Origin of the sequence: Sinorhizobium sp. FG01 (assembly GCF_002531875.1) — a bacterium.
GTDB lineage: Bacteria > Pseudomonadota > Alphaproteobacteria > Rhizobiales > Rhizobiaceae > Sinorhizobium > Sinorhizobium fredii_C.
This window is the reverse complement of the sequence record NZ_NWTB01000002.1, coordinates 182919-202884: the sequence shown is the minus strand read 5'-3', so window position 1 is coordinate 202884 and position 19966 is coordinate 182919. Positions and strand designations below refer to the sequence as shown.

The 19966-nt window shown below is 64.4% G+C and carries 19 protein-coding genes; 5 read left to right on the top strand and 14 right to left on the bottom strand.

Translation table 11 applies throughout. From position 1 onward, the window contains the following. Nucleotides 1–6: 6 nt before the first annotated feature. The 4 genes from cysT (at nt 7) to CO656_RS01080 (ending at nt 4367) form a co-directional block, all read left to right on the top strand. On the top strand, nt 7–864 hold the full coding sequence (cysT, locus tag CO656_RS01095; protein WP_097524503.1) for a sulfate ABC transporter permease subunit CysT: 858 nt from the start codon (nt 7–9) through the stop codon (nt 862–864). Then, entirely contained in the window at nt 854–1738 is an 885-nt protein-coding gene (gene cysW / locus CO656_RS01090; protein ID WP_097524502.1) for a sulfate ABC transporter permease subunit CysW, read from the top strand. Before cysT ends, cysW begins: the two co-directional genes overlap by 11 nt. 14 nt (nt 1739–1752) lie before the next feature. Beyond that, a complete protein-coding gene (locus CO656_RS01085; RefSeq protein WP_097524501.1) occupies nt 1753–2862 on the top strand; it encodes a sulfate/molybdate ABC transporter ATP-binding protein in 1110 nt (369 codons plus the stop codon). A gap of 143 nt (nt 2863–3005) precedes the next feature. Next, complete coding sequence (locus CO656_RS01080; RefSeq protein ID WP_097524500.1) at nt 3006–4367, top strand: FAD-binding oxidoreductase; 1362 nt, start codon at nt 3006–3008, stop codon at nt 4365–4367. Here CO656_RS01080 and CO656_RS01075 read toward each other — a convergent pair. From CO656_RS01075 to CO656_RS01040, 8 genes are all read right to left on the bottom strand, one after another. Then, on the bottom strand, nt 4364–4927 hold the full coding sequence (locus CO656_RS01075; RefSeq protein ID WP_037416676.1) for an RES domain-containing protein: 564 nt from the start codon (nt 4925–4927) through the stop codon (nt 4364–4366). The genes CO656_RS01080 and CO656_RS01075 overlap by 4 nt on opposite strands. A gap of 2 nt (nt 4928–4929) precedes the next feature. Beyond that, nucleotides 4930–5301, bottom strand: coding sequence for a DUF2384 domain-containing protein (locus CO656_RS01070; RefSeq protein ID WP_097524499.1), 372 nt, complete (start codon nt 5299–5301; stop codon nt 4930–4932). Between the two features lie 175 nt (nt 5302–5476). Beyond that, nucleotides 5477–6262 (bottom strand): crotonase/enoyl-CoA hydratase family protein, encoded by a 786-nt coding sequence (locus CO656_RS01065; RefSeq protein WP_097524498.1) that lies wholly within the window; start codon nt 6260–6262, stop codon nt 5477–5479. Continuing rightward, on the bottom strand, nt 6259–7128 hold the full coding sequence (locus tag CO656_RS01060) for a hydroxymethylglutaryl-CoA lyase (RefSeq protein ID WP_097524497.1): 870 nt from the start codon (nt 7126–7128) through the stop codon (nt 6259–6261). The genes CO656_RS01065 and CO656_RS01060 overlap by 4 nt, the downstream gene beginning before the upstream one ends. Beyond that, nucleotides 7125–9113, bottom strand: a complete 1989-nt coding sequence (locus CO656_RS01055) for an acetyl/propionyl/methylcrotonyl-CoA carboxylase subunit alpha (RefSeq protein WP_097524496.1) — start codon at nt 9111–9113, stop codon at nt 7125–7127. Before CO656_RS01055 ends, CO656_RS01060 begins: the two co-directional genes overlap by 4 nt. 15 nt (nt 9114–9128) lie before the next feature. Further along, complete coding sequence (locus tag CO656_RS01050) at nt 9129–9512, bottom strand: RidA family protein (RefSeq protein WP_097524495.1); 384 nt, start codon at nt 9510–9512, stop codon at nt 9129–9131. 11 nt (nt 9513–9523) lie between these two features. Beyond that, complete coding sequence (locus CO656_RS01045; RefSeq protein ID WP_097524494.1) at nt 9524–11131, bottom strand: carboxyl transferase domain-containing protein; 1608 nt, start codon at nt 11129–11131, stop codon at nt 9524–9526. 91 nt (nt 11132–11222) lie between these two features. Then, entirely contained in the window at nt 11223–12386 is a 1164-nt protein-coding gene (locus CO656_RS01040; RefSeq protein WP_097524493.1) for an isovaleryl-CoA dehydrogenase, read from the bottom strand. A 653-nt stretch (nt 12387–13039) separates the two neighbouring features. On the opposite strand from CO656_RS01040, the gene CO656_RS01035 reads away from it, so the two are divergent. After that, nucleotides 13040–13270 carry a hypothetical protein gene (locus CO656_RS01035; protein ID WP_037416716.1) on the top strand — a complete coding sequence of 77 codons (231 nt, stop codon included), beginning with the start codon at nt 13040–13042 and terminating at the stop codon, nt 13268–13270. Between the two features lie 84 nt (nt 13271–13354). Here CO656_RS01035 and CO656_RS01030 read toward each other — a convergent pair whose 3' ends face one another. The 6 genes from CO656_RS01030 to CO656_RS01005 form a co-directional block, all read right to left on the bottom strand. After that, the gene (locus tag CO656_RS01030) at nt 13355–14059 is read right to left on the bottom strand and encodes a class II aldolase/adducin family protein (RefSeq protein WP_097524492.1); all 705 of its coding nucleotides are present in this window, start codon (nt 14057–14059) and stop codon (nt 13355–13357) included. After that, nucleotides 14052–15524, bottom strand: a complete 1473-nt coding sequence (locus CO656_RS01025) for an FGGY family carbohydrate kinase (RefSeq protein ID WP_234819617.1) — start codon at nt 15522–15524, stop codon at nt 14052–14054. Before CO656_RS01025 ends, CO656_RS01030 begins: the two co-directional genes overlap by 8 nt. Before the next feature lie 69 nt (nt 15525–15593). Further along, complete coding sequence (locus tag CO656_RS01020) at nt 15594–16442, bottom strand: sugar phosphate isomerase/epimerase (RefSeq protein ID WP_037416713.1); 849 nt, start codon at nt 16440–16442, stop codon at nt 15594–15596. 2 nt (nt 16443–16444) lie between these two features. Continuing rightward, complete coding sequence (locus CO656_RS01015; RefSeq protein ID WP_097524490.1) at nt 16445–17443, bottom strand: ABC transporter permease; 999 nt, start codon at nt 17441–17443, stop codon at nt 16445–16447. Further along, nucleotides 17440–18441 carry an ABC transporter permease gene (locus CO656_RS01010; protein WP_097524489.1) on the bottom strand — a complete coding sequence of 334 codons (1002 nt, stop codon included), beginning with the start codon at nt 18439–18441 and terminating at the stop codon, nt 17440–17442. Before CO656_RS01010 ends, CO656_RS01015 begins: the two co-directional genes overlap by 4 nt. Continuing rightward, complete coding sequence (locus CO656_RS01005; RefSeq protein ID WP_097524720.1) at nt 18434–19948, bottom strand: sugar ABC transporter ATP-binding protein; 1515 nt, start codon at nt 19946–19948, stop codon at nt 18434–18436. Before CO656_RS01005 ends, CO656_RS01010 begins: the two co-directional genes overlap by 8 nt. Between the last annotated feature and the right edge of the window lie 18 nt (nt 19949–19966).

Here is a 19966-nt window from a genome sequence, read left to right as displayed (position 1 = left end):
CAGCATATGGCCTTTCGCAGCAGCACGCGATGGCGGTTTCGGCAGCCGAGCGTCATTCCGGGTTTCGGATTGGCGCTCGGCGTCACACTGGCCTGGCTCACCCTTATCGTCCTCATTCCCCTCTCCGGCCTGATCTGGCGCTCGACGGGCCTCGGCTGGTCCAATTTCATGGCGCTCGTCCTCGACGAGCGCACCGTCAACGCCTTGACGATCAGCTTCGGCACCGCCTTCATCGCCGCGGTCGTCAACCTGTTCTTCGGCGTCATTCTCGCCTGGGTGCTGGTGCGCTATCGCTTCCCGGGAAAGCGGGTGATCGACGCCATGGTCGACCTGCCTTTCGCGCTCCCGACCGCGGTTGCCGGCATCGCCCTGACGGCGCTCTATGCGCCGAACGGCTGGATCGGCTCGCTGCTCGAACCGCTCGGCATCAAGATCGCCTTCACGCCGGCCGGCATCGTCGTGGCGCTCGTCTTCGTCGGCCTGCCTTTCGTGGTGCGCACGGTGCAGCCGGTCATGGAGGAAATCGACAAGGAGGTCGAAGAGGCGGCCGCGACGCTCGGCGCCAGCCGGTTTCAGACGATCAGCCGGGTCCTGCTGCCGGGTCTTCTGCCGGCCGGTCTGACCGGCTTTGCGCTCGCCTTCGCCCGCGGCGTCGGGGAATACGGCTCGGTGATCTTCATCGCCGGCAATCTCCCCTATGTTTCTGAGATCGCACCGCTGCTGATCATCATCCGCCTGGAGGAGTTCAACTATCCAGCTGCGACCGCAATCGCCACGGTGATGCTGTTCCTCTCGTTCATCATGCTGCTGATCATCAACTCGATCCAGGCCTGGAGCAGGCGGAGATACAGCAATGGCGCTTGATACCAGCACGGCGCCGGCCGCGTCATCCAAACTCGTGAAGGCGGCAACATCGGAAACGCGGATCGCGCGCCTGACGCTGATCGCAGTCGCGCTCGGTTTCGTTGCCCTTTTCCTCCTCCTGCCGCTCGCGACCGTCTTCATCGAGGCGTTTCGCAAGGGGCCGGCCGAGTTCGCGACGGCGCTTCGCGATCCCGAGACCTTTTCGGCGATCCGCCTGACGCTGATCGTCGCAGCAATCTCCGTTCCCCTGAACCTGGTCTTCGGGGTAGCGGCCGCATGGGCCATCGCCAAATTCGAGTTCAAGGGCAAGGCGTTTCTGACGACCCTGATAGACCTGCCCTTCTCGGTGTCGCCGGTGATCTCGGGCCTCGTCTTCGTCCTGCTCTTCGGCGCCAACAGCGCCCTCGGCCCCTTCCTGCAGAAGCACGGTATTCAGATTCTCTTCGCCGTGCCGGGCCTTGTGCTTGCCACCGTCTTCGTGACCTTTCCCTTCGTCGCCCGCGAACTCATCCCGCTGATGCAGGAGCAGGGAACGAGCGACGAAGAGGCGGCGCTGTCGCTTGGGGCGACCGGCTGGCAGACCTTCTGGCATGTGACCCTGCCGAACATCAAATGGGGCTTGCTCTATGGCGTGCTGCTCTGCAATGCCCGGGCGATGGGCGAGTTCGGCGCCGTGTCCGTGGTTTCTGGTCACATTCGCGGCCAAACGAACACCATGCCCTTGCAGGTCGAGATCCTCTATAATGAGTACAATTTCGTGGCTGCATTCGCTGTGGCGGCAGTCCTTGCGCTCCTGGCGCTGGTGACGCTCGTCCTGAAGACGGCGCTTGAAATTCGCTACAGCGACGAAATCGCTGCCAGCCGCAGGCATTGAAAGGTCCATAATCCATGGAAGTTCGCGTCCAGAACATACGCAAGGAATTCGGCCGCTTCCCGGCGCTCGACGACGTCTCGCTCGACATCCGCTCCGGCGAGCTGATCGCGCTGCTCGGTCCCTCCGGCTCGGGCAAGACGACGCTGCTGAGGCTCATTGCCGGGCTCGAGAGCCCGACCGATGGTACGATCTTCTTCGGCTCCGAGGATGCCTCGAAGAAGACAGTGCAGCAGCGCAATATCGGCTTCGTCTTCCAGCACTATGCGCTGTTTCGGCACATGACCGTGCTCGACAACGTCTCCTTCGGACTGAAGGTCCGGCCGTCCAATCGCCGGCCGCCGGCCGCCGAGATCCGGCGCCGGGCTCTCGACCTGCTCGAACTGGTGCAGCTGTCCGGCCTGGAAAAGCGCTATCCTGCCCAGCTCTCCGGCGGCCAGCGCCAGCGGGTGGCGCTGGCACGCGCCATGGCGGTGGAACCGAACGTCTTACTGCTCGACGAGCCCTTCGGCGCGCTCGACGCGCAGGTGCGTAAGGAACTGCGCAAGTGGCTGCGGGAAATCCACGACCGCACCGGCCACACGACAGTTTTCGTGACCCACGACCAGGAAGAGGCCCTCGAACTCGCCGACCGAGTCGTGGTGATGAGCAAGGGTGCGATCGAGCAGGTCGGCACACCCGACGAGATCTACGACCACCCGATCTCGCCCTTCGTCTATGGCTTCATCGGCCAGTCGAACTGCATCGACGTGACGCTTTCGAGCGGCGAGATCTGGTTCGAGGACCGCCCGATCGGCCTGCGCGCCACAAGTGAGCCGGACGGGGCGGCAACGCTCTACTTCCGTCCGCACGACATCGAACTCATCGATGGCTGCGGCGGCTGTCTCGCGGGCCTAGTGACGACGAGCCGCCGCGTCGCCGGCACACGGCACCTCGAGATCGATCTCGGCAAGACCCACCCTCCGGTCGAGATCGAATTGCCGCCGGAGCGCGCCTCATCGACCGACCACACCCGTGTCGCCTTCCGGCCGACCAAGTGGACGCTCTTCCGCAAGGAAGGGGATGTCGCAGCCGTCTCGAGAGAGGTGGAAGCACCGGTGAGCGAGCTGGCACGCACCGGCACCTGAAGCGGCATCACAGTGCCGCGTCGTGACGCGGCACTGGCTGGCGCCGACTTCCGGTTTACTCTATCGGAGCGATAGCATCGGGCGAGATCGATCGATCCGATCCCGTTCCTCGGACTGCTGCCCGCCGCGCGTGGAGCCACCGCATGACCGTCATCGAAGAGCTTGTTCAATCCCTCGGCGAGGCCGTATTGACCGGCGACCGCATCGGCGACCGTTATCGCAGCGATGCCAGCCTGACGGGACGCAGCCTGCCGAAGGCGATCGTTCGCCCGGCAGGTGCAGCCGAGGTCGCCATCGCCCTGAAAATCTGCAACGAACACCACCAGAACGTCGTGCCGCAGGGCGGCATGACCGGTCTGGCTGGCGGCGCCAACCCGAAGGCCGAAGACATCGTCATCTCCCTTGAGCGGATGTCCGGCATCGAGGAGATCGACAGCGCCGCTGCCACGATGACGGTGCTTGCAGGAACGCCGCTCGACGTGGCGCAGCGCGCCGCCGAGCAGGCCGGGTTCCTGCTGCCGATCGACCTCGGGGCCCGCGGCTCCTGCCAGATCGGCGGCAATCTCGCCACCAATGCCGGCGGCATCCGGGTCATCCGCTACGGCGTGACCCGCGACAATGTGCTGGGTCTGGAAGCCGTGCTCGCAGACGGTACCGTGCTCTCCTCGCTGAACAAGATGGTGAAGAACAATACCGGCTATGATCTCCGGCAGCTCTTCATCGGCTCGGAGGGCACGCTCGGCATCATCACCCGCGCCGTTCTCCGGCTCCGCCCCTTGCCGACGGGTCGCCTGACGGCGCTCTGCGCCCTCGCCAGCTATGCCGATGTCGCCGCCTTGCTCAAGCGGGCGCAGCAGCAACTCCCCGGCCTGTCGGCTTTCGAGACGATGTGGGAAAGCTATTTTCGCTTCACTTGCGAGGCCGAAGGCTTGCGGCTTTTCGAGACATCGCCCGCCTTCGCCGTGATCATCGAACAGGATAGGAAGGGCCGCGACGGCGAGCGCGACGCATTCGAGGTCTTTCTTGGACAGGTGCTCGAAGACGGGTTGATCGGCGATGCGCTGATCGCGCAGTCGGAAAAAGAAGCGCAGACCTTCTGGCGCGTTCGCGAAGGGCATGCGCTCGACCGGCTGCCGTCGCTCGCCAATTTCGACGTCAGCCTGCCGATCGGGGCGATCGGCCGTTTCGCCGAGGCGTGCGGCGCCGCACTCCACGAGGCGTTTCCCTCAGCCCATGTGTCCTTCTTCGGCCATGTCGCCGACAGCAACCTGCACATCGCCTTCTCGGCCCCGGATGCGCCCGAGACGCTGCATGCGGTCGACGAGATCGTCTACACCCTCGTCGGCCGCTACCACGGCTCGATCTCCGCGGAACACGGCATCGGTACCCTGAAACGCGATTTTCTCGACCGATCCCGCTGTCCGGCAGAGATCGAGGTCATGCGGCGCATCAAGACCGCGCTCGATCCGAACGGCATCCTCAATCCGGGTAAGGTGCTCATCTAAAGCCAGGAGGCTGGCGATTTCGGGAGCCGGCCCTCTGGATCGATGACGTCGAGCTGCGGTCCGCTCCGGCCGTTCCAGCGCCAGAGGGCGACACATGTGCCGCCGGGCGACATGTAGGACGGATAGATCACGCCGTCATAGCCGCGCTTCAGAAGGTCGGCCCGGGTCTTGTGCGTATGCGGCATTGAGCCCCTGTCGAGTGCGTCGCGCCATTCGCAGCGGTGGATCGCCTCTTCCAGCCGGAGTTCGGCAAGCACATCGCCACTCGTCAGGTCCGCCAGCTTCGCGTCGCGAAGCTCGAGTTGGACGATCAGCGCCGGATGCTGCACGAAACCCTGGTTATATTCGGCCCAAGCGGTGGAAAGCTCCCGCGCCGCGTAGATCGTCGGCGTGCCGACGGGATTCCATCGGCCACCGAACCGGGCGGCACCCTCTCCGGAAAGCGGCATATGCGCCCAGCGGGGCACGAAGGCACGCCAGAGCGTCATCGGCTCCGCCGGCGACATTTGTTCCTGATCGGAGCGGGACGCGGGCGGAGATCCGCTCACACTTCTCCTCATCCTCAGGCGTAGACGCCGGCGCGGATGGCCTCGAGATAGGCGAGGACCTTGTCGGCCTTGCCTTCGCCGACCAGGTCATAAGCGGTCTTGCCGGCCCAGCCGGGGATCGGCTGATGTTTGAACCAAATGACGGCGCGGGCTTCGTCGCCGGCCATTTCAGACGCCATTGCGAGGATGCGGACGACCTTGCTCAAAGCGCTGTCGACCTTTCGCGCGCCAGACTTTGCCGTCAGCGTGTTGCGTGCCACGCCGATCAGCTTGGCGAGTTCGGCAAGTGTGACGCCGAGCCGGTCGGCGACGAGGCGTGCCGACAGGTACGGCGAATGATCATCCCCGAAGAGTGCCGCCGGAATCTGGAAGTCGACAGCCATCATGACAAACTCGATCCTATTTTGAGCAGTCCACTATTAAATTAGGATTAGATACGGCGCAATTCAAGCCCAATTTCCGCCACTGCATGTCTCCGTGAATCGATCTCGATTAAAGACATGCAGCAATTCAAACGGCGACCCTTGCGCCTTTGAAAAGACGCGCAGCGCTTTAGGAAGCTCAGCTCCGCCAGGACGGTTCGCGGCGCTCGAAGAAGGCCGCGACCCCCTCTTGCGCTTCTTTGGTTTCCCAGGTGTCGGCGAGTTGCTCTATCGTCGAAGCGATGACGACATCGGTAATCGGGCTGCCGAGCGACCGCGCAAGCCGCTTGGCACGGCCGGCGGCTCCCGGAGCCGCCACCAGGTAGGACGCGACTTCGGCCTCTACGGCGGCATCCAACGTGGCAACGTTCGAGACCATCGAGACCAGGCCAGCGGTTTTCGCCTCTTCGGCCCCGAAAATCCGCGCCGACATGAACATAGGCCGCGCCCTCGCCTCCCCGATCCGGGCGACGACATAGGGGCTGATGGTAGCCGGGATAAGCCCGAGGCGGGTTTCCGTCAGCCCGAATTTCGCCCCGCGCTCGGCGACGACGGCATCGCATACGCTGATCAGCCCCACCCCACCGCCGAAGGCGCTGCCGTGGACCCGCGCGATCAACGGTTTCGGCATCTCGTTCAAAGCCTTGAACATCATCGCCAGCCGCGTCGCCTCGGCGATCCGCGTCGGCCTGTCTGCCGCGAACTGCCGCCGCATCCACTCCAGGTCGCCGCCCGCGCAAAAACTCTTGCCTTCCGCTTCGAGAACGACCGCCCGCACGGTCTGATCGGCTCCAAGCCGGCCGGCAATCTCCGTGAGTTCGCCGATCATCAAGGCCGAGAGCGCGTTGTGCTTTTCAGGGCGCGCGAGCGTCAGCCGGACAATGCCGCGTTCGTCGCGGTCGTAGCGGATCGTTTGGTAGATCATGCCGTACTCCTCAAGGAGCGCGCGAAGGCGGCGGCCTGTTCGAGCTTCTCGGCGTCGAGTCCGGTGGAAAAGCCCCTCTTCCCTAGAAGCGCGTTGACCGCGACCGTATCCACATTGCCTGCGGCGCCGGGTGCATAGGGGCATCCGCCAAGGCCGCCGGCAGATGCGTCGAACACTCTGAGACCGTGCTCCAGCGAAACCGCGATATTCTCGAGCGCACGGCCTGACGTGTCGTGGAAGTGACCGGCGAGCTTCGTTGCGGCAATCTCGCCGAGCACCGCTTCCAGCATGGCGTCGACGGCTTCCGGGGTCGCTCGTCCAATCGTATCGCCGAGGCTGATCTCGTAGCAGCCGAGGCCGGAAAGCAGCCGCACCAGGCGGGCAGCAGCCTGCGGCGCGATAGGCCCCTCGTAGGGGCATTCGACGACGCAGCTCACATAACCGCGCAGCGGAATGCGGTTATGACGGCTCGCCTCCGCCACCGGACGGAACCGCTCGATGCTTTCGGCGATCGAACAGTTGATGTTCTTCTGGGAAAAACTCTCGGAGGCCGAGGCGAAAATCGCCACCTCGTCGGCGCCGGAGGCAAGGGCCGCCTCGAAGCCGCGCATGTTCGGTGCCAGCGCCGTGTAGCGCGTGCCGTGGCGCCGCGCAATGCCCGCCATCACGGCCGGAGCATCGGCCATCTGCGGCACCCAGCGCGGGCTGACGAAGCTCGTCACCTCGATCCGCTCGTAGCCGCAGTCGGAGAGCAGGTCGACAAGCCTGATCTTGTCGCCGGTATCGACGAGTCTGGCCTCGTTCTGCAGACCGTCGCGCGGCGCCATCTCGACGATCGTGACGTGCTCGCTTTTCTGCGAGGTCATTCGGCCGCCTCCTCGTGAAGCTTGACGAGCACGGTGCCTTCACTGACCTGCGCGCCCTCCGCCACGTGCACGCTCGCTACCTTGCCTTCCCGCGTCGCCGAGAGCGTAAGCTCCATTTTCATCGCCTCCATGACGACGAGCGGCTGGCCCTTGGCGACCGCCTCGCCGGCGCCGACGCGCACCAGCTTGATGAGTCCCGGCATCGGCGCGATGAGTTCGTCGTCGGCGATCTCGCTCGTGTGCCCGCCCGAAAGCGAATCCGGCAGGTGGAAGACGAGGTTGCGGCCACCGAAGAACAAGGTCAATGTCTCGCCGTCCTTGAGGAAGCGAAGCATCCGCTTCTGCCCGGCCACTTCGAGCCGGGCGCCGTCCTCGAACCGCTCGAGCACCAGGATCGGCAGCGTGCTCGACCCCGCATGCACTGCGAACTGGTCGCGGCCGCGGGCCTTGAGGGTCGCCGCCACGCGGACTCCGCCATGCTCAACCGTCACCGTCCGTTGCGCGTCGCCCCATATCTGCCAATAGCCGAGCGACGACCAGGGATCGCTTTTTATGGCCAGCTCGAGGACGCCGGTCGCGACGACTGCCGCCAGCGCCAACGCCTCGTCGTCGGCCGCGGCCGGCGCCGTCAGCCGCTCGATTTCGCGGTCGATCAGACCCGTATCGGGCCTGCCAGAGCGGAAATCGTGTTCTTCGGTCAGGCGGATGAGGAAGTCGAGATTGGTGACCGTGCCGCCGATCTGGCATTCCTTGAGCGCGGCCTGCAACTGGCCAAGGGCCGCCGACCGGTTGGGGCCATGGACGATCAGCTTGGCGATCAACGGATCGTAATAGGGCGTCACCATGTCGCCCTGCCGCACTCCGGAATCGATCCGCGCCTTGCCTTCCGGAAAGTGCAGGTGCTGCAACCGGCCGATCGCCGGCAAGAATCCCTTGGCGGGGTCCTCCACATAGATCCGTGCCTCGAACGACCAGCCGTCGATCGTGATGTCGGTCTGCTTTTTCGGCAGAGGCTCCCCGGCGGCAACCCGCAATTGCCACTCGACGAGGTCGAAGCCGGTAATCGCCTCCGTCACCGGGTGCTCCACCTGCAGCCGGGTGTTCATCTCCATGAAAAAAAATTGATCCGGCCAGAGCCCGTTCGAAACGTCGGCAATGAATTCGACCGTCCCGGCGCCGACATAGCCGATCGCCCGCGCCGCAGTGACCGCCGCATCGCCCATGGCGCGGCGCACCTCGGCGGTCATCCCCGGGGCCGGCGCCTCCTCGATCACTTTCTGGTGCCGACGCTGCAGCGAGCAGTCGCGTTCGAACAGATGAACGAAATTGCCGTGCCGGTCGCCGAAGACCTGGACCTCGATGTGGCGCGGTCTGGTCAGATATTTTTCGATCAGCACCGAGCCGTCGCCGAAGGCGGCTTCGGCCTCCCGCCGGGCGGCGTCCAGCGCCGAGGCGAAGTCCTCCCGCCGGTCGACCCGCCGCATGCCCTTTCCGCCGCCGCCGGCGCGCGCCTTGATCAGCACCGGATAGCCGATTTCGGCCGCCTCCCCGGCAAGGAAGCCAGCATCCTGCTCTTCGCCGTGATAGCCGGGCACGACCGGAACGCCGGCGCGCTCCATCAGCGCCTTGGCGGCGTCCTTCAGCCCCATGGCGCGGATCGCATCCGCAGAGGGCCCCACGAATACCATGCCCGCCGCTTCGACGGCGGCGGCAAAGTCGGCATTCTCCGAAAGAAAGCCGTAGCCGGGATGAATGGCATCCGCCCCGACGCTTCTCGCCGCCCAGATGATCCGCTCGATCGACAGATAGCTCTCGGAGGCCGCCGCCGCGCCGATCCTCACTGCCTCGTCGGCCAGCGCCACGTGGAGCGCGTCGTCGTCGGCATCGGAATAGACGGCGACGGTGCGGATGCCGAGCCGGCGGGCGGTGCCTATGACGCGGCAGGCAATTTCACCGCGATTGGCTATCAGGAGCTTCGAAAACATACGCCTCTCTTCCGCTTATTGCGCCGCCACCACTTCGACTTCGAGGAGCCAGGCGGAATCGAAGATTCCGGCAACCACCACTGTCATCGCCGGCGCCAGCGCACCCAGATAGTCGTTGCGGATCTCGCGGTTCGCCGCGAGATGATGCCTGTCGGCGAGATAGGTCGTCACCTTGACGATGTCGGCCTTCGACATGCCCGCCGCCTTCAGCTGCGCATCGACATTCAGCCACACCTGGCGCGCCTGCGCCTCGAAACCGTCCGGCACGATGTCGCTTGAATTCATCGGCACCTGACCGCTGACGAAGAGCAGTCGCCGGAAATTCTCGATGCTCACGGCCTGCGAGTAGCCGCCGCGCGGCTGCGGTGCGCTCAGGGCGTTGATATTGTCGCGCTTCATTCCCCAAGCTCCTACATCCTGAACAGCCCGAAACGCGTGTCCTCGACCGGCGCGTTCAGCGCTGCCGAGAGCGACAGCGCCAGCACCTCCCGGCTCTTGCGCGGATCGACGACGCCGTCGTCCCACAGACGCGCCGAGGCATAGAGCGGATGGCTCTGCCGCTCGAAAAGATCGAGAACCGGCTGGCGAAATCGTGCTTCCTCCTCTTCGTTCCAGGGCGTTCCGGCGCGCCTCAGCGCCTCGCCGCGCACAGTCGAAAGCACGCCCGCCGCCTGCTCACCGCCCATCACCGAGATGCGGCTGTTCGGCCAGGTCCAGAGAAAGCGCGGAGAGAAGGCCCGGCCGCACATGCCGTAATTGCCGGCCCCGAACGAGCCGCCGACCAGCATGGTGATTTTCGGAACCTTGACGGTCGCGACCGCCGTCACCAGCTTGGCGCCGTGCTTGGCAATGCCCTCGGTCTCGTATTTGCGGCCGACCATGAAGCCGGTGATGTTCTGCAAAAAGACGAGCGGGATTTTGCGCTGGGCGCAGAGCTCGACGAAATGAGCACCCTTCAGCGCCGATTCGGAGAACAGCACGCCGTTGTTGGCGACGATGCCGACCGGGATGCCGTGGACATGGGCAAAACCGCAGACGAGCGTCGTGCCGAAACGCGCCTTGAACTCGTCGAAGCGCGAGCCGTCGACGATCCGGGCGATCACCTCGCGGATTTCATAGGGCGTCTTCAGATCGCCCGGTACGATGCCGGCGATCTCGTCGGGATCGTAGAGCGGCGGTTCCGGTACGCGAAGTTCGACGGAATGCGGCTTCTCGCGGTTGAGCCCCGCGACGGCGCGGCGGGCGAGCGCCAGCGCGTGCGCGTCGTCGCGCGCCAGGTGGTCGGCAACGCCGGAGAGCCGGGTGTGCACGTCGGCGCCGCCGAGATCCTCGGCCGACACCACCTCTCCGGTCGCGGCACGGACCAGCGGCGGGCCGGCGAGAAAGATCGTCCCCTGGCCCTCGACGATGATCGTCTCGTCGGACATCGCCGGCACATAGGCGCCGCCGGCCGTGCAGGAGCCCATGACCACGGCGATCTGCGGAATCCCGGCCGCCGACATATTGGCCTGATTGTAGAAGATGCGGCCGAAGTGATCGCGATCCGGGAAGACCTCGTCCTGGCTCGGCAGGTTCGCGCCGCCGGAATCGACCAGATAGACGCAGGGAAGCCGGTTTTCGGCGGCGATCTCCTGGGCCCTCAGATGCTTCTTCACCGTGATCGGATAATAGGTGCCGCCTTTGACGGTCGGGTCGTTGCAGACGACCATGCATTCGCGGCCGGAGATCCGCCCCATGCCGGCAATCAGCCCGGCGCCGGGCGCGTCGCCGTTATACATCCCGTGTGCAGCCGTGGCCGCGATTTCCAGAAAGGGCGTGCCCGGATCGACGAGGGCAGCGACCCGGTCGCGCGGCAGGAGCTTGCCGCGGCTGACATGGCGCTCGCGCGCCGTTTCTCCGCCGCCGCCGGCCGCCAGCCGCACCGCTTCCTCTATCGTCGAGATCGCCTCCGCCATGGCGGCCCGGTTTGCCTTGAACACATCCGAGGATGGCGAGATGTGCGATCGCAAGATTGTCATTGTCCCCCAGCCCTGCCCTTCCTCAGTCAAGCGGCGCCCCTCGGTCTATAGCGTCCTCTGTACGCCTGAAGGACGCACGGCGCCGTAGTGGCTATTTCGTCTCGGCAAACAGTTCGCGGCCGATCAGCATGCGGCGGATCTCGCTCGTGCCGGCGCCGATCTCGTAGAGCTTGGCGTCGCGCAGCAGCCGGCCGGCCGGATAGTCGTTGGTGTAGCCGTTGCCCCCGAGCGCCTGGATCGCCTCGAGCGCCATGGCGGTTGCCTTCTCGGCCGCATAGAGAATGCAGCCGGCAGCGTCCTTGCGGGCCGTCTCGCCGCGGTCGCAGGCCGCCGCCACTGCATAGACATAGGCGCGCGCCGCATTCATCGTCACATACATGTCGGCAAGCTTCCCCTGCATCAGTTGGAATTCGCCGATCGGCTGGCCGAACTGCTTGCGCTCATGGAGATAGGGGACGACGACATCGAGGCAAGCCGCCATGATGCCGAGCGGCCCGGCGGAAAGCACCACCCTCTCGTAGTCGAGGCCCGACATCAGCACCTTGACGCCCTCGCCGACCTTGCCGAGCACATTTTCTTCAGGCACCTCGCAATCCTTGAAGACAAGTTCGCAGGTGTTCGAGCCGCGCATGCCGAGCTTGTCGAGCTTCTGACCGGTCGAGAAGCCGGAGAAGGCCTTCTCGACGAGAAAGGCGGTGATGCCGCGCGGCCCGGCGGCAGGATCGGTCTTGGCATAGACGACCAGCACATCGGCATCGGGGCCGTTGGTGATCCACATCTTGCTGCCGTTCAAGACGTAGCGGTCGCCGCGCTTGTCGGCCTTGAGCTTCATCGAGACCACGTCCGAACCGGAGCCCGGCTCCGACATGGCGAGCGCCCCGACATGCTCGCCAGAGATCAGCTTCGGCAGGTATTTCGCCTTTTGCTCGGCGTTGCCGTTGCGATTGATCTGATTGACGCAGAGATTGGAATGGGCGCCGTAGCTCAGGCCGACCGAGGCCGAGGCGCGGCTGATCTCCTCCATGGCGACGCAATGGGCGAGATAGCCGAGCCCGGCGCCGCCATAGGCCTCGTCGGCGGTGATGCCGAGCAGGCCGAGTTCGCCCATCTCCCGCCAGAGCGGCGCCGGAAAGGCGTTGCTGCGATCCGTTTCATCCGCCAGCGGCGCAATCCGCTCGGAGGCGAACCGCCGCACGCTGTCGCGCAACGCGTCGATCTCTTCGCCCAGGGCGAAGTTCAATCCAGCTTCAAACATTCCGTTCTCCTCCCGACGCCCGCCGACGATCTCCTCACCGACGAACAGGCCGGCACATGTTACCGCTATGCGGGCCTCTCGCGAACGATAACATCGCTGCCGGCTAATTTCCTTCCAAAGAGCCGGGCGGCCAAGCACGAATTGCAAAAGAAGAAGGTGGGCAAGCGGCGCAACCATGCTTTGATGGCGAAAGGCGTAGATGCCCGTCTACTGTCCAGCGCTGGAGGTAAGGCGGAGGCGATTCCTTGGTTCAGCGCAAAGGTGCAGAGCCGGCCCGATCTCTGGGCATTTGCCTCGAATTTCTCACATTCGCCATTCCATATAGGACATGCCGAAGCGCACCGACAAAGCAGGCATGGCCTTCCTCGTGCTTATCTGCATCCTCATCGCTCTTGTGGTCAGTATTCTCGCACTCGATCCCGGCGTTCAGGAGCCCCCACCCGTCAGACCGGCAATCGTTCCGGATAACTAAAGCACGCGTTGCTTACTGCACGCGATGCGCTTTATGCATGTCATTACCCAAACCGCTGCGCAATTTTGGACATGAGTCCGTTCGCGCAGCCGATATCCGAGAGATCGCTGGTGGCCCTTGCCTACCGTGTCGGAATATGGCCCCATCATCAGCCTGCCTGCGGCAACAGTTGGGGCTTCGGATGTCTGAGAAACCGGAAATTTTAAATCAAGTCCTGGCCGATTTGATCAGTGATCAAATCGAGCTGCGTCATGCAAACGAACTTCGAGCAGTTCTCTCAACCGGCAATGAAATCACCATGCACGGAAAGTTCACCGTCGGTCGAGACTTCATCATCTACAGAACGACGAAGGATGACAGCGGCAAATGGGCGATGACGCCCTTCACACACATTGTGCAATTGATTATTTGATACTTGGCAGAGGCGGGTCCCCCGAAGGAGTCGAGTGAACTGGCTGCCGCCTTGTCGGCTGTCTCTACGATTGATCGAAAGAATTCACGCCTCGCCGCGCGGGCGGGCGATGTCGTTCACGCCCTCCGCATCCGGCGCCTGGCCGTAGCTCATGCGCTGCATCTGGGCGATGACGCGCTCCATCTCGTCGTCAGGCAGGATCGGCGGTTCGCCAAGGGTGAGAGCCTGGACATAGATCCGCGACAGCGTCTCGACTTCGATCGCAAGCCAGAGCGCCAATTCGAGCGTCTTGCCGAGCGAAATCTGGCCATGCTGGCCAAGCAGGCAGGCGGTCCGGTCCTTGAGTGCGGCAAGCGCGTTGTCGGAAAGCGCCTGCGTGCCGAAGGTCGCGTATTCGGCGCAGCGGATCGTCGTGCCGCCGGCAATGCCCGTCATGTAATGAAAACTCGGAATGGTCTTGTGGTGGCAGGCGAGCGTCGTTGCATAGATCGAGTGACAATGGAGCACGACGTTGATATCGGTGCGGGCGCGCAGAATATCACGATGGAACCGCCATTCGGACGACGGCCTATGGCCGACATAGGTTCCATCGAAATCCATCTCGACCAGATCTTCCGGCTGCATCGTCTCGTAAGGCATGGAAGATGGGGTGATCAGGAACCCCTCGCCGGCACGAACGGAAAGATTGCCGGCCGTTCCCTGGTTGATGCCGCTCGAATTCATCCGCCGGCAGATGTCCACCATCTCGCGCCTCAGTGCCAGCTTGTCGGTCGTTGGGTCTTCAGCCATGGAAGCTTCCTTTCGCGTATTCGAATTCATTTCGCTTGCCCGGCGCTGCGCAGGCAAGGGCCCGCCAATCGGCGGCGTAGCCTATGAGCTCGGGTGTGAGGTCTTTGAGTTTGGACGGCTTCCCGAGGGTAAGTGGTGCCGGGTGACGGCGCCTCTCCTGGCCGGCAAGCAGCGCCGCACCGCCGGCGACGCCATAGGCATCGAGATTGACGCGCACCGCGCGGCCTGGAAGCAAGGACGCCACGAGCCCCGCATAGAGCGGATCGAGCAGAAAACTTCCATCGAGGACGACGAGGCGATCATCGGAAAGCATGTCGATGCACTCGGCGGTCAACAACGCGCAACAAAGGAGCGCCAGGGCCTTGCGTTCCATCGGCTCCGCGACTGGCGGACCCAGGATTCGGCCGCGTCCGGCGCTGCCGGGAAAAATGCCATCCCCCTCTCCGAAGGAGGGAACGGCGAAGGTGCGCTGCGCTATCAGACGCGCAACCGTTTCGGGCGGCACAGGCTCGGCCGGCGGATCGCTGCCGGCGATCTGCGAGAATTCCCGCCCTCCCATGGTCAGAATGCCGCCAAGCGGATTGCCGAAAACATCGCTGTTCAGGGTCATGCCGCAATGCTCCTCGAGCCGCCCGACCGGCGTCGAACCGGAAAAACCGACGATCCAGGTCCCCGTGGAGATGACCGTGAAATCCCGCAGCCCGGCGGCGTGATAGCGATAATGATTGAGGCTGCTGTCATGGCCGCCCGTCAGCACGGGCAGCCCTTCCGGCAGATCGAAGCGGCGGGCAAGTTCGGGTTGGACGGGCCCCAGCGCCTGCCATGCCTTGGCGAAGGGCGGCATCAGGTGCTGCCAGCCGCGGGCGCTGACGATCGGCGCCCAGCGCGCTTCCGCGACATTCCAGAGATGCGACTGGGCGCCGAGGAAGCTCGCTTCCGAGGCGGCTACACCGGAAAGCCGCCAGGCCCAATATTGCGGCAGGCCGAGATACCAACGGGCATTCCCGAACGCGCGCGGCTCGCGCTGCTCCATCCAATAGAGCTGACGGGCCTGATGGGTCGCGCCATGCATGGTCGCACTGCCGCGGTCGAGAAAGCTGCCGGCGAGCGGCGCATAGCCGTCGCGGATATCGGCCGGCAATGGCTGCTCATAGTCGATCATCGGAAGAGCGGCGCCGTCGCCGGCATCCGGATCCGCGCCGGTCAGCACACCGCCGGAGCCATGTCCGGAGGTGACGAAGGCGTCGAAGGCATGGCGGCGCGAGAGGATCGCCAGCGTCTCGAAGATCCAATCGCTTAAGGCATTCAGATCGTGATGGCGCCAGGGCGGTCCGGGCAGAACGGGGTTTGGGACGCTGAGGGTCTCGACGATCGTGCCGTCCGCCTGGGCGGCGCTGAGCTTAACATTGGTCTTGCCGACGTCGAGGACGGCGATCATCGCCTTTGCACTTCCTCGATCGCTCACCGCTGCCTCCACTTCCTATTGCTCTGGAGCAACAGGCGGCCAACAGAACCTGGCCGCCTGTTGAGGTCTTCAGATCAGCCCATATTGCCTGGCCTTGTTGCGCAGGAAGGGCAGGCCATTGCCCATCACTTCCTCCTCATCCTTGGCGACCGGCCGCCAGACCGCAAGGCCGTAGGCCACTTCCGGCGGCATGTTGATGAAGCTCTCCATGGCGAGACCGCCCGTGAAGCCGATGGCGGCAAGCGTCGAGAAGATTTCATCCCAGCCGCAGGTGCCGTAGCCGGGCGTGCCGCGGTCGCTCTCCGACAGGTGAATATATTTCAGATGCTCGCGTGCATCGAGAATGCCCTTGCCGACGCCCTTCTCCTCGATGTTCATGTGGTAGGTGTCGAGATGGACGAAAATGTTGTCGGCACCGACGCGCTCGATCATCTTCACTGCCTGCCAGCCGGTATTGATCAGGTGGTTCTCATAGCGGTTGACGGCCTCGACGCCGATTTCGATGCCGCGCGACTTGGCGTGCTTGGCGGCGGCCTCGAGCACCCGGGCGATATTGTCGTATTCCGCGAGCGTCGGCGGCACGCCGGTGCGCTCGCCGATGCCGCCATAGATGACTCCGGAAAGCGCCTCGCCGCCGAGCTCCGCGGTCTTGTCGATCGCGACCTTCAGATGCTCGATCGCCGCATCCGGCCGCACCGAGGCCCAGGCGCGCTCGGGCAGGCCGAGCGAGCAGAGCGCCCGCAGCCGGTTTTTCTCGAGCAGCGCACGGGTATGTTCCGTATCGACGGCCGGCGGGTTCAGCATCGGGATCTCGATGAAATCGACCTCGTATTTGACGGCGGCTGCCACCGCCCGCTCCGCACCCGGACGGTCCCAGTTCATGGTCCACATGCTCGTATGGACGCCAAATCCCTGCATTGTCATGATCCTCTTCTGATGATGGAAACCCTGATTTTCGAAGCGACCCAGCGAAGGATCATCACGCCGACGAGCAGGATTCCCCAGACGGCGGTCGCAAGATGCTGGTTGGCCCCTATGAGATTGAGGCCGGACGATAGAAGCTGCAGCACCACCAGCGCCACGAAGACGGGAATGACCCGGCCGAAGCCGCCGAACGGATTGACGCCGCCGAGGAAGCAGGCAAGCACGGTGATCAGCAGGTAGGACTCGCCGTGACCGATGCGCACCGAATTGAACCGTGCCAGCATGATGATGCCGGCAATGGCGCACATCATCCCGGAGAGCGTGTAGACGAGGACGATCGCCTTGCGCGTATTGATGCCGGAATAGCGGGTCGCCTCGAGATTGGAGCCGATCATGTAGGTATTGAAGCCGAGCTTGGTGCGGCCGAGCAGCACGTGCCAGCCGAGCACGCAGACAATGAAGACGATGAGCGGTACGGGGATGCCGGCGATCGAACCATGGCCAATCGGTCCCATGAAGGCGGGGAACCCGGAAATGTCGCCGCCACGCGTCAGGAACTCGCCGAGCCCGCGCAGGAAAATCATCATCGACAGCGACACGAGGATCGGATGGGCGCGGGTGAAGGCGATCACCAGCCCCATGACGACGCCGCTTGCCGCGCCGACCAGAAGCGCCAGCAGACAGCCGACGATGAAGATGCCGACGCCAGCATCGACGCCGCCATTCTCCCTGAGGACCCAGGCGACCGTAAGCCCGGCGATATTCGCCGTGAAGGTGATCGCCAGATTGAGGCCGCCGGTGAGGATCGGCAGCAGCATGGCAAGCGTCAGCAGGCCGAGTTCGGGCAGTTGGAAAGCGACGGAGCCGAAGGTTGCGGCACTCAGGAACTGCGGCGAGGCAAGTCCGAAGACAAGGACGACGGCGACGAAGGCGAGGCCGGGTCCGGCCATCTCCGGCCCGAGGGCCGTTTTGACGCGCTCGAGGATTGTGCTCATCGTCCCCCTCCCTTCTGGCCGACGAAGGGCACCAGACGTTCGATGCGCGTATTGGAAAGCGTGATGGCGAGCAGGATGATGGCGCCGACGATCATCTTGAAGGCAAAGGGTGAGACGCCCATCAGGTTGAGGCCGTTCTGGGTGATGGAGATCAGGAGAACGCCGAGCACGCAGCCGAGCACCGAACCCTTGCCGCCGCCGAGGCGAGCGCCGCCGAGGACGACCGCAGCAAGCACGTCGAGTTCGCGGCCGTAAAGCGCGTTCGGCACCACCTCCTGGGCATAATGCGCCTGGATCAGCCCGCCGATGCCGGCCATCAGGCCGAGCCAGCCGAAGGCGATGAACTGCATCGCGCCTATGTTGATGCCGAAGCGGCGCGCGCCCTCCGGGTTGTCGCCGAAGGCGTAGAGCTGCCGGCCGATCGTGGTGCGGGTGATCAGCATCCAGGTGGCTACGACACAGATCACCATCACGAGAACCGGCAGCGTGATCTCGATCCAGGTCCCGTCCGGCATTTCATGCTCGAAGAGGATGACACGGTCGGTCAGCCAGTCGGGCAGGTCGTAGATCGACACGCCCCGGGTGAAGAACATCAGCAGCCCGAAATAGATGTTGAACGTGGAGATCGTCGCGACGATTGAGATGATCCGGAAGCGGTGGATCAGGAAGGCGTTGACGCAGCCGAGCAGCACGCCGAACGAGGCGGCGATCAGAAGCCCGGAGACCCAGCCGCCGCCGCCGATCCAGCCGAGCACGATCGCGGTGCAATATTGCACGACCGAAGCGGAGACGGCAAAGGAGATGTCGATGCCGCCGGCAATTAGCACGACCAGCAGGCCGACGGCGAAGATGATGTTGACCGCGCTGATATTGAGGAGGTCGAAGGCGTTGCCGAGCGAGAAGAAGTTCGCCGTGGCGAAGGAAAGCACGGTGCTGATGACAATGATCACTGCCAGCAGCGAGAATTCGGTCGCGTGAGTGCGGATCAGGCTACGCATAGACGGCCGCCTCGATGTCTTCCAGCCGCGCCTGGCGCGGATCATAGCTGCCGACGATCCGCCCCTGCGCCATATGCAGGACGCGGTCTGCGTTGAAATAGACTTCCGGCACCTCGTCGGAGATCAGGATGATTGCTAGGCCGCTCTCGGCGAGGCTGGCCACGATGTCGAAGATGCCGGCGCGGGCGCCGACATCGACACCAACCGTGGGGCAGTCGAGAATGAGGACCTTCGGATCCGTGGCGAGCCATTTGGCGATCGCCACACGCTGCTGGTTGCCGCCCGAGAGCGTCGATATTGCATCGGCCTGGCGGCCGATCTTGACGCCAAGATCGGCGATCCAGCGCGAAACGAGGCTGCGCTTGCGGTCCTCGGAGAGCAGCCCGCCGGAAAGGATCTTTCGCAACGAGGCGATCACCAGATTGTCGGCGATCGCCTGCGGCTGGATGAGCCCGAGCGACAGCCGGTCCTCCGAGAGATAGGCGACGCCAGCCTTGATCGCATCGCGGTTCGAGGTGAAGCGAACGTCCCGCCCCTCGATGCTGATCGTGCCGGAGACGGGCCTCAGCATGCCGAAGAGGGCGAGCGCCAGCTCGGTCCGCCCGGCCCCCAGCAGCCCGGTAATGCCGACCGTTTCGCCGCGCCGGACTGTGAGCGAAATGTCCTCGAACTGGCCGGGCCGGGTTAGCCCCCGAACATCAAGCACCACCGGCTGATCGTCCTTCGCGCGTGCGCGGACATGCTGGTCGAAGATCTTGCCGGTCATCAGTTCGGTGATGCGCGACTGCGTCATGCCGGCGGCGGGATAGACCCCGACCAGCGCCCCGTCGCGCAGCACCGTGATGCGGCTTGAAATCTCCAGCACCTCGGCGAGCCGGTGGCTGACGAAGACGACGGCGACACCGGAAGCAGAGAGGTTGCGAACGATATCGAGGAGGTGATCGGTCTCCGACTGCGTCAGCGATGCGGTCGGCTCGTCCATGAAGACGAGCTTCGCCTCGCCGATCAGTGCCCGGGCGATCGCCACGATCTGGCGCTGGGCGATTGCATATTCCTTCAGCGGCATGTCGACGTCGAGACTGACGCCGAGCCGAGCGAGCGCGTCGGTGGCGATCTGCCGCATGCGGCCGTAGTCGACCAGGCGCGGCCGGCGGCCGACCACTTCGTGGAAGGCGATATTCTCGGCGACGCTCATTTCCGGAAACAGCGCCAGGTCCTGCCAGATGACCTTGATGCCGCGGTCCTGGGCGGTAACCGGCGACATGTGCGAATAGGTCTCGCCGTCATATTCGATGACAGCGCCGTCCGCCGGGCGGTAGACGCCGGTGATCACCTTGATGAGCGTGGTCTTGCCGCAGCCGTTCTCGCCTGCGAGACAATGCACTTCGCCGGGGCGGACCTCGAAGCTTACATTCTTCAGCGCCTTGACGCCGCCGAAGGTCATGGTGATGTTGCGAAGGGACAGAAGCGGCTTTTCACCGACCGTCGCGCTCGTTGCCTGATGCATGGACCCTGCGCCTGTCGA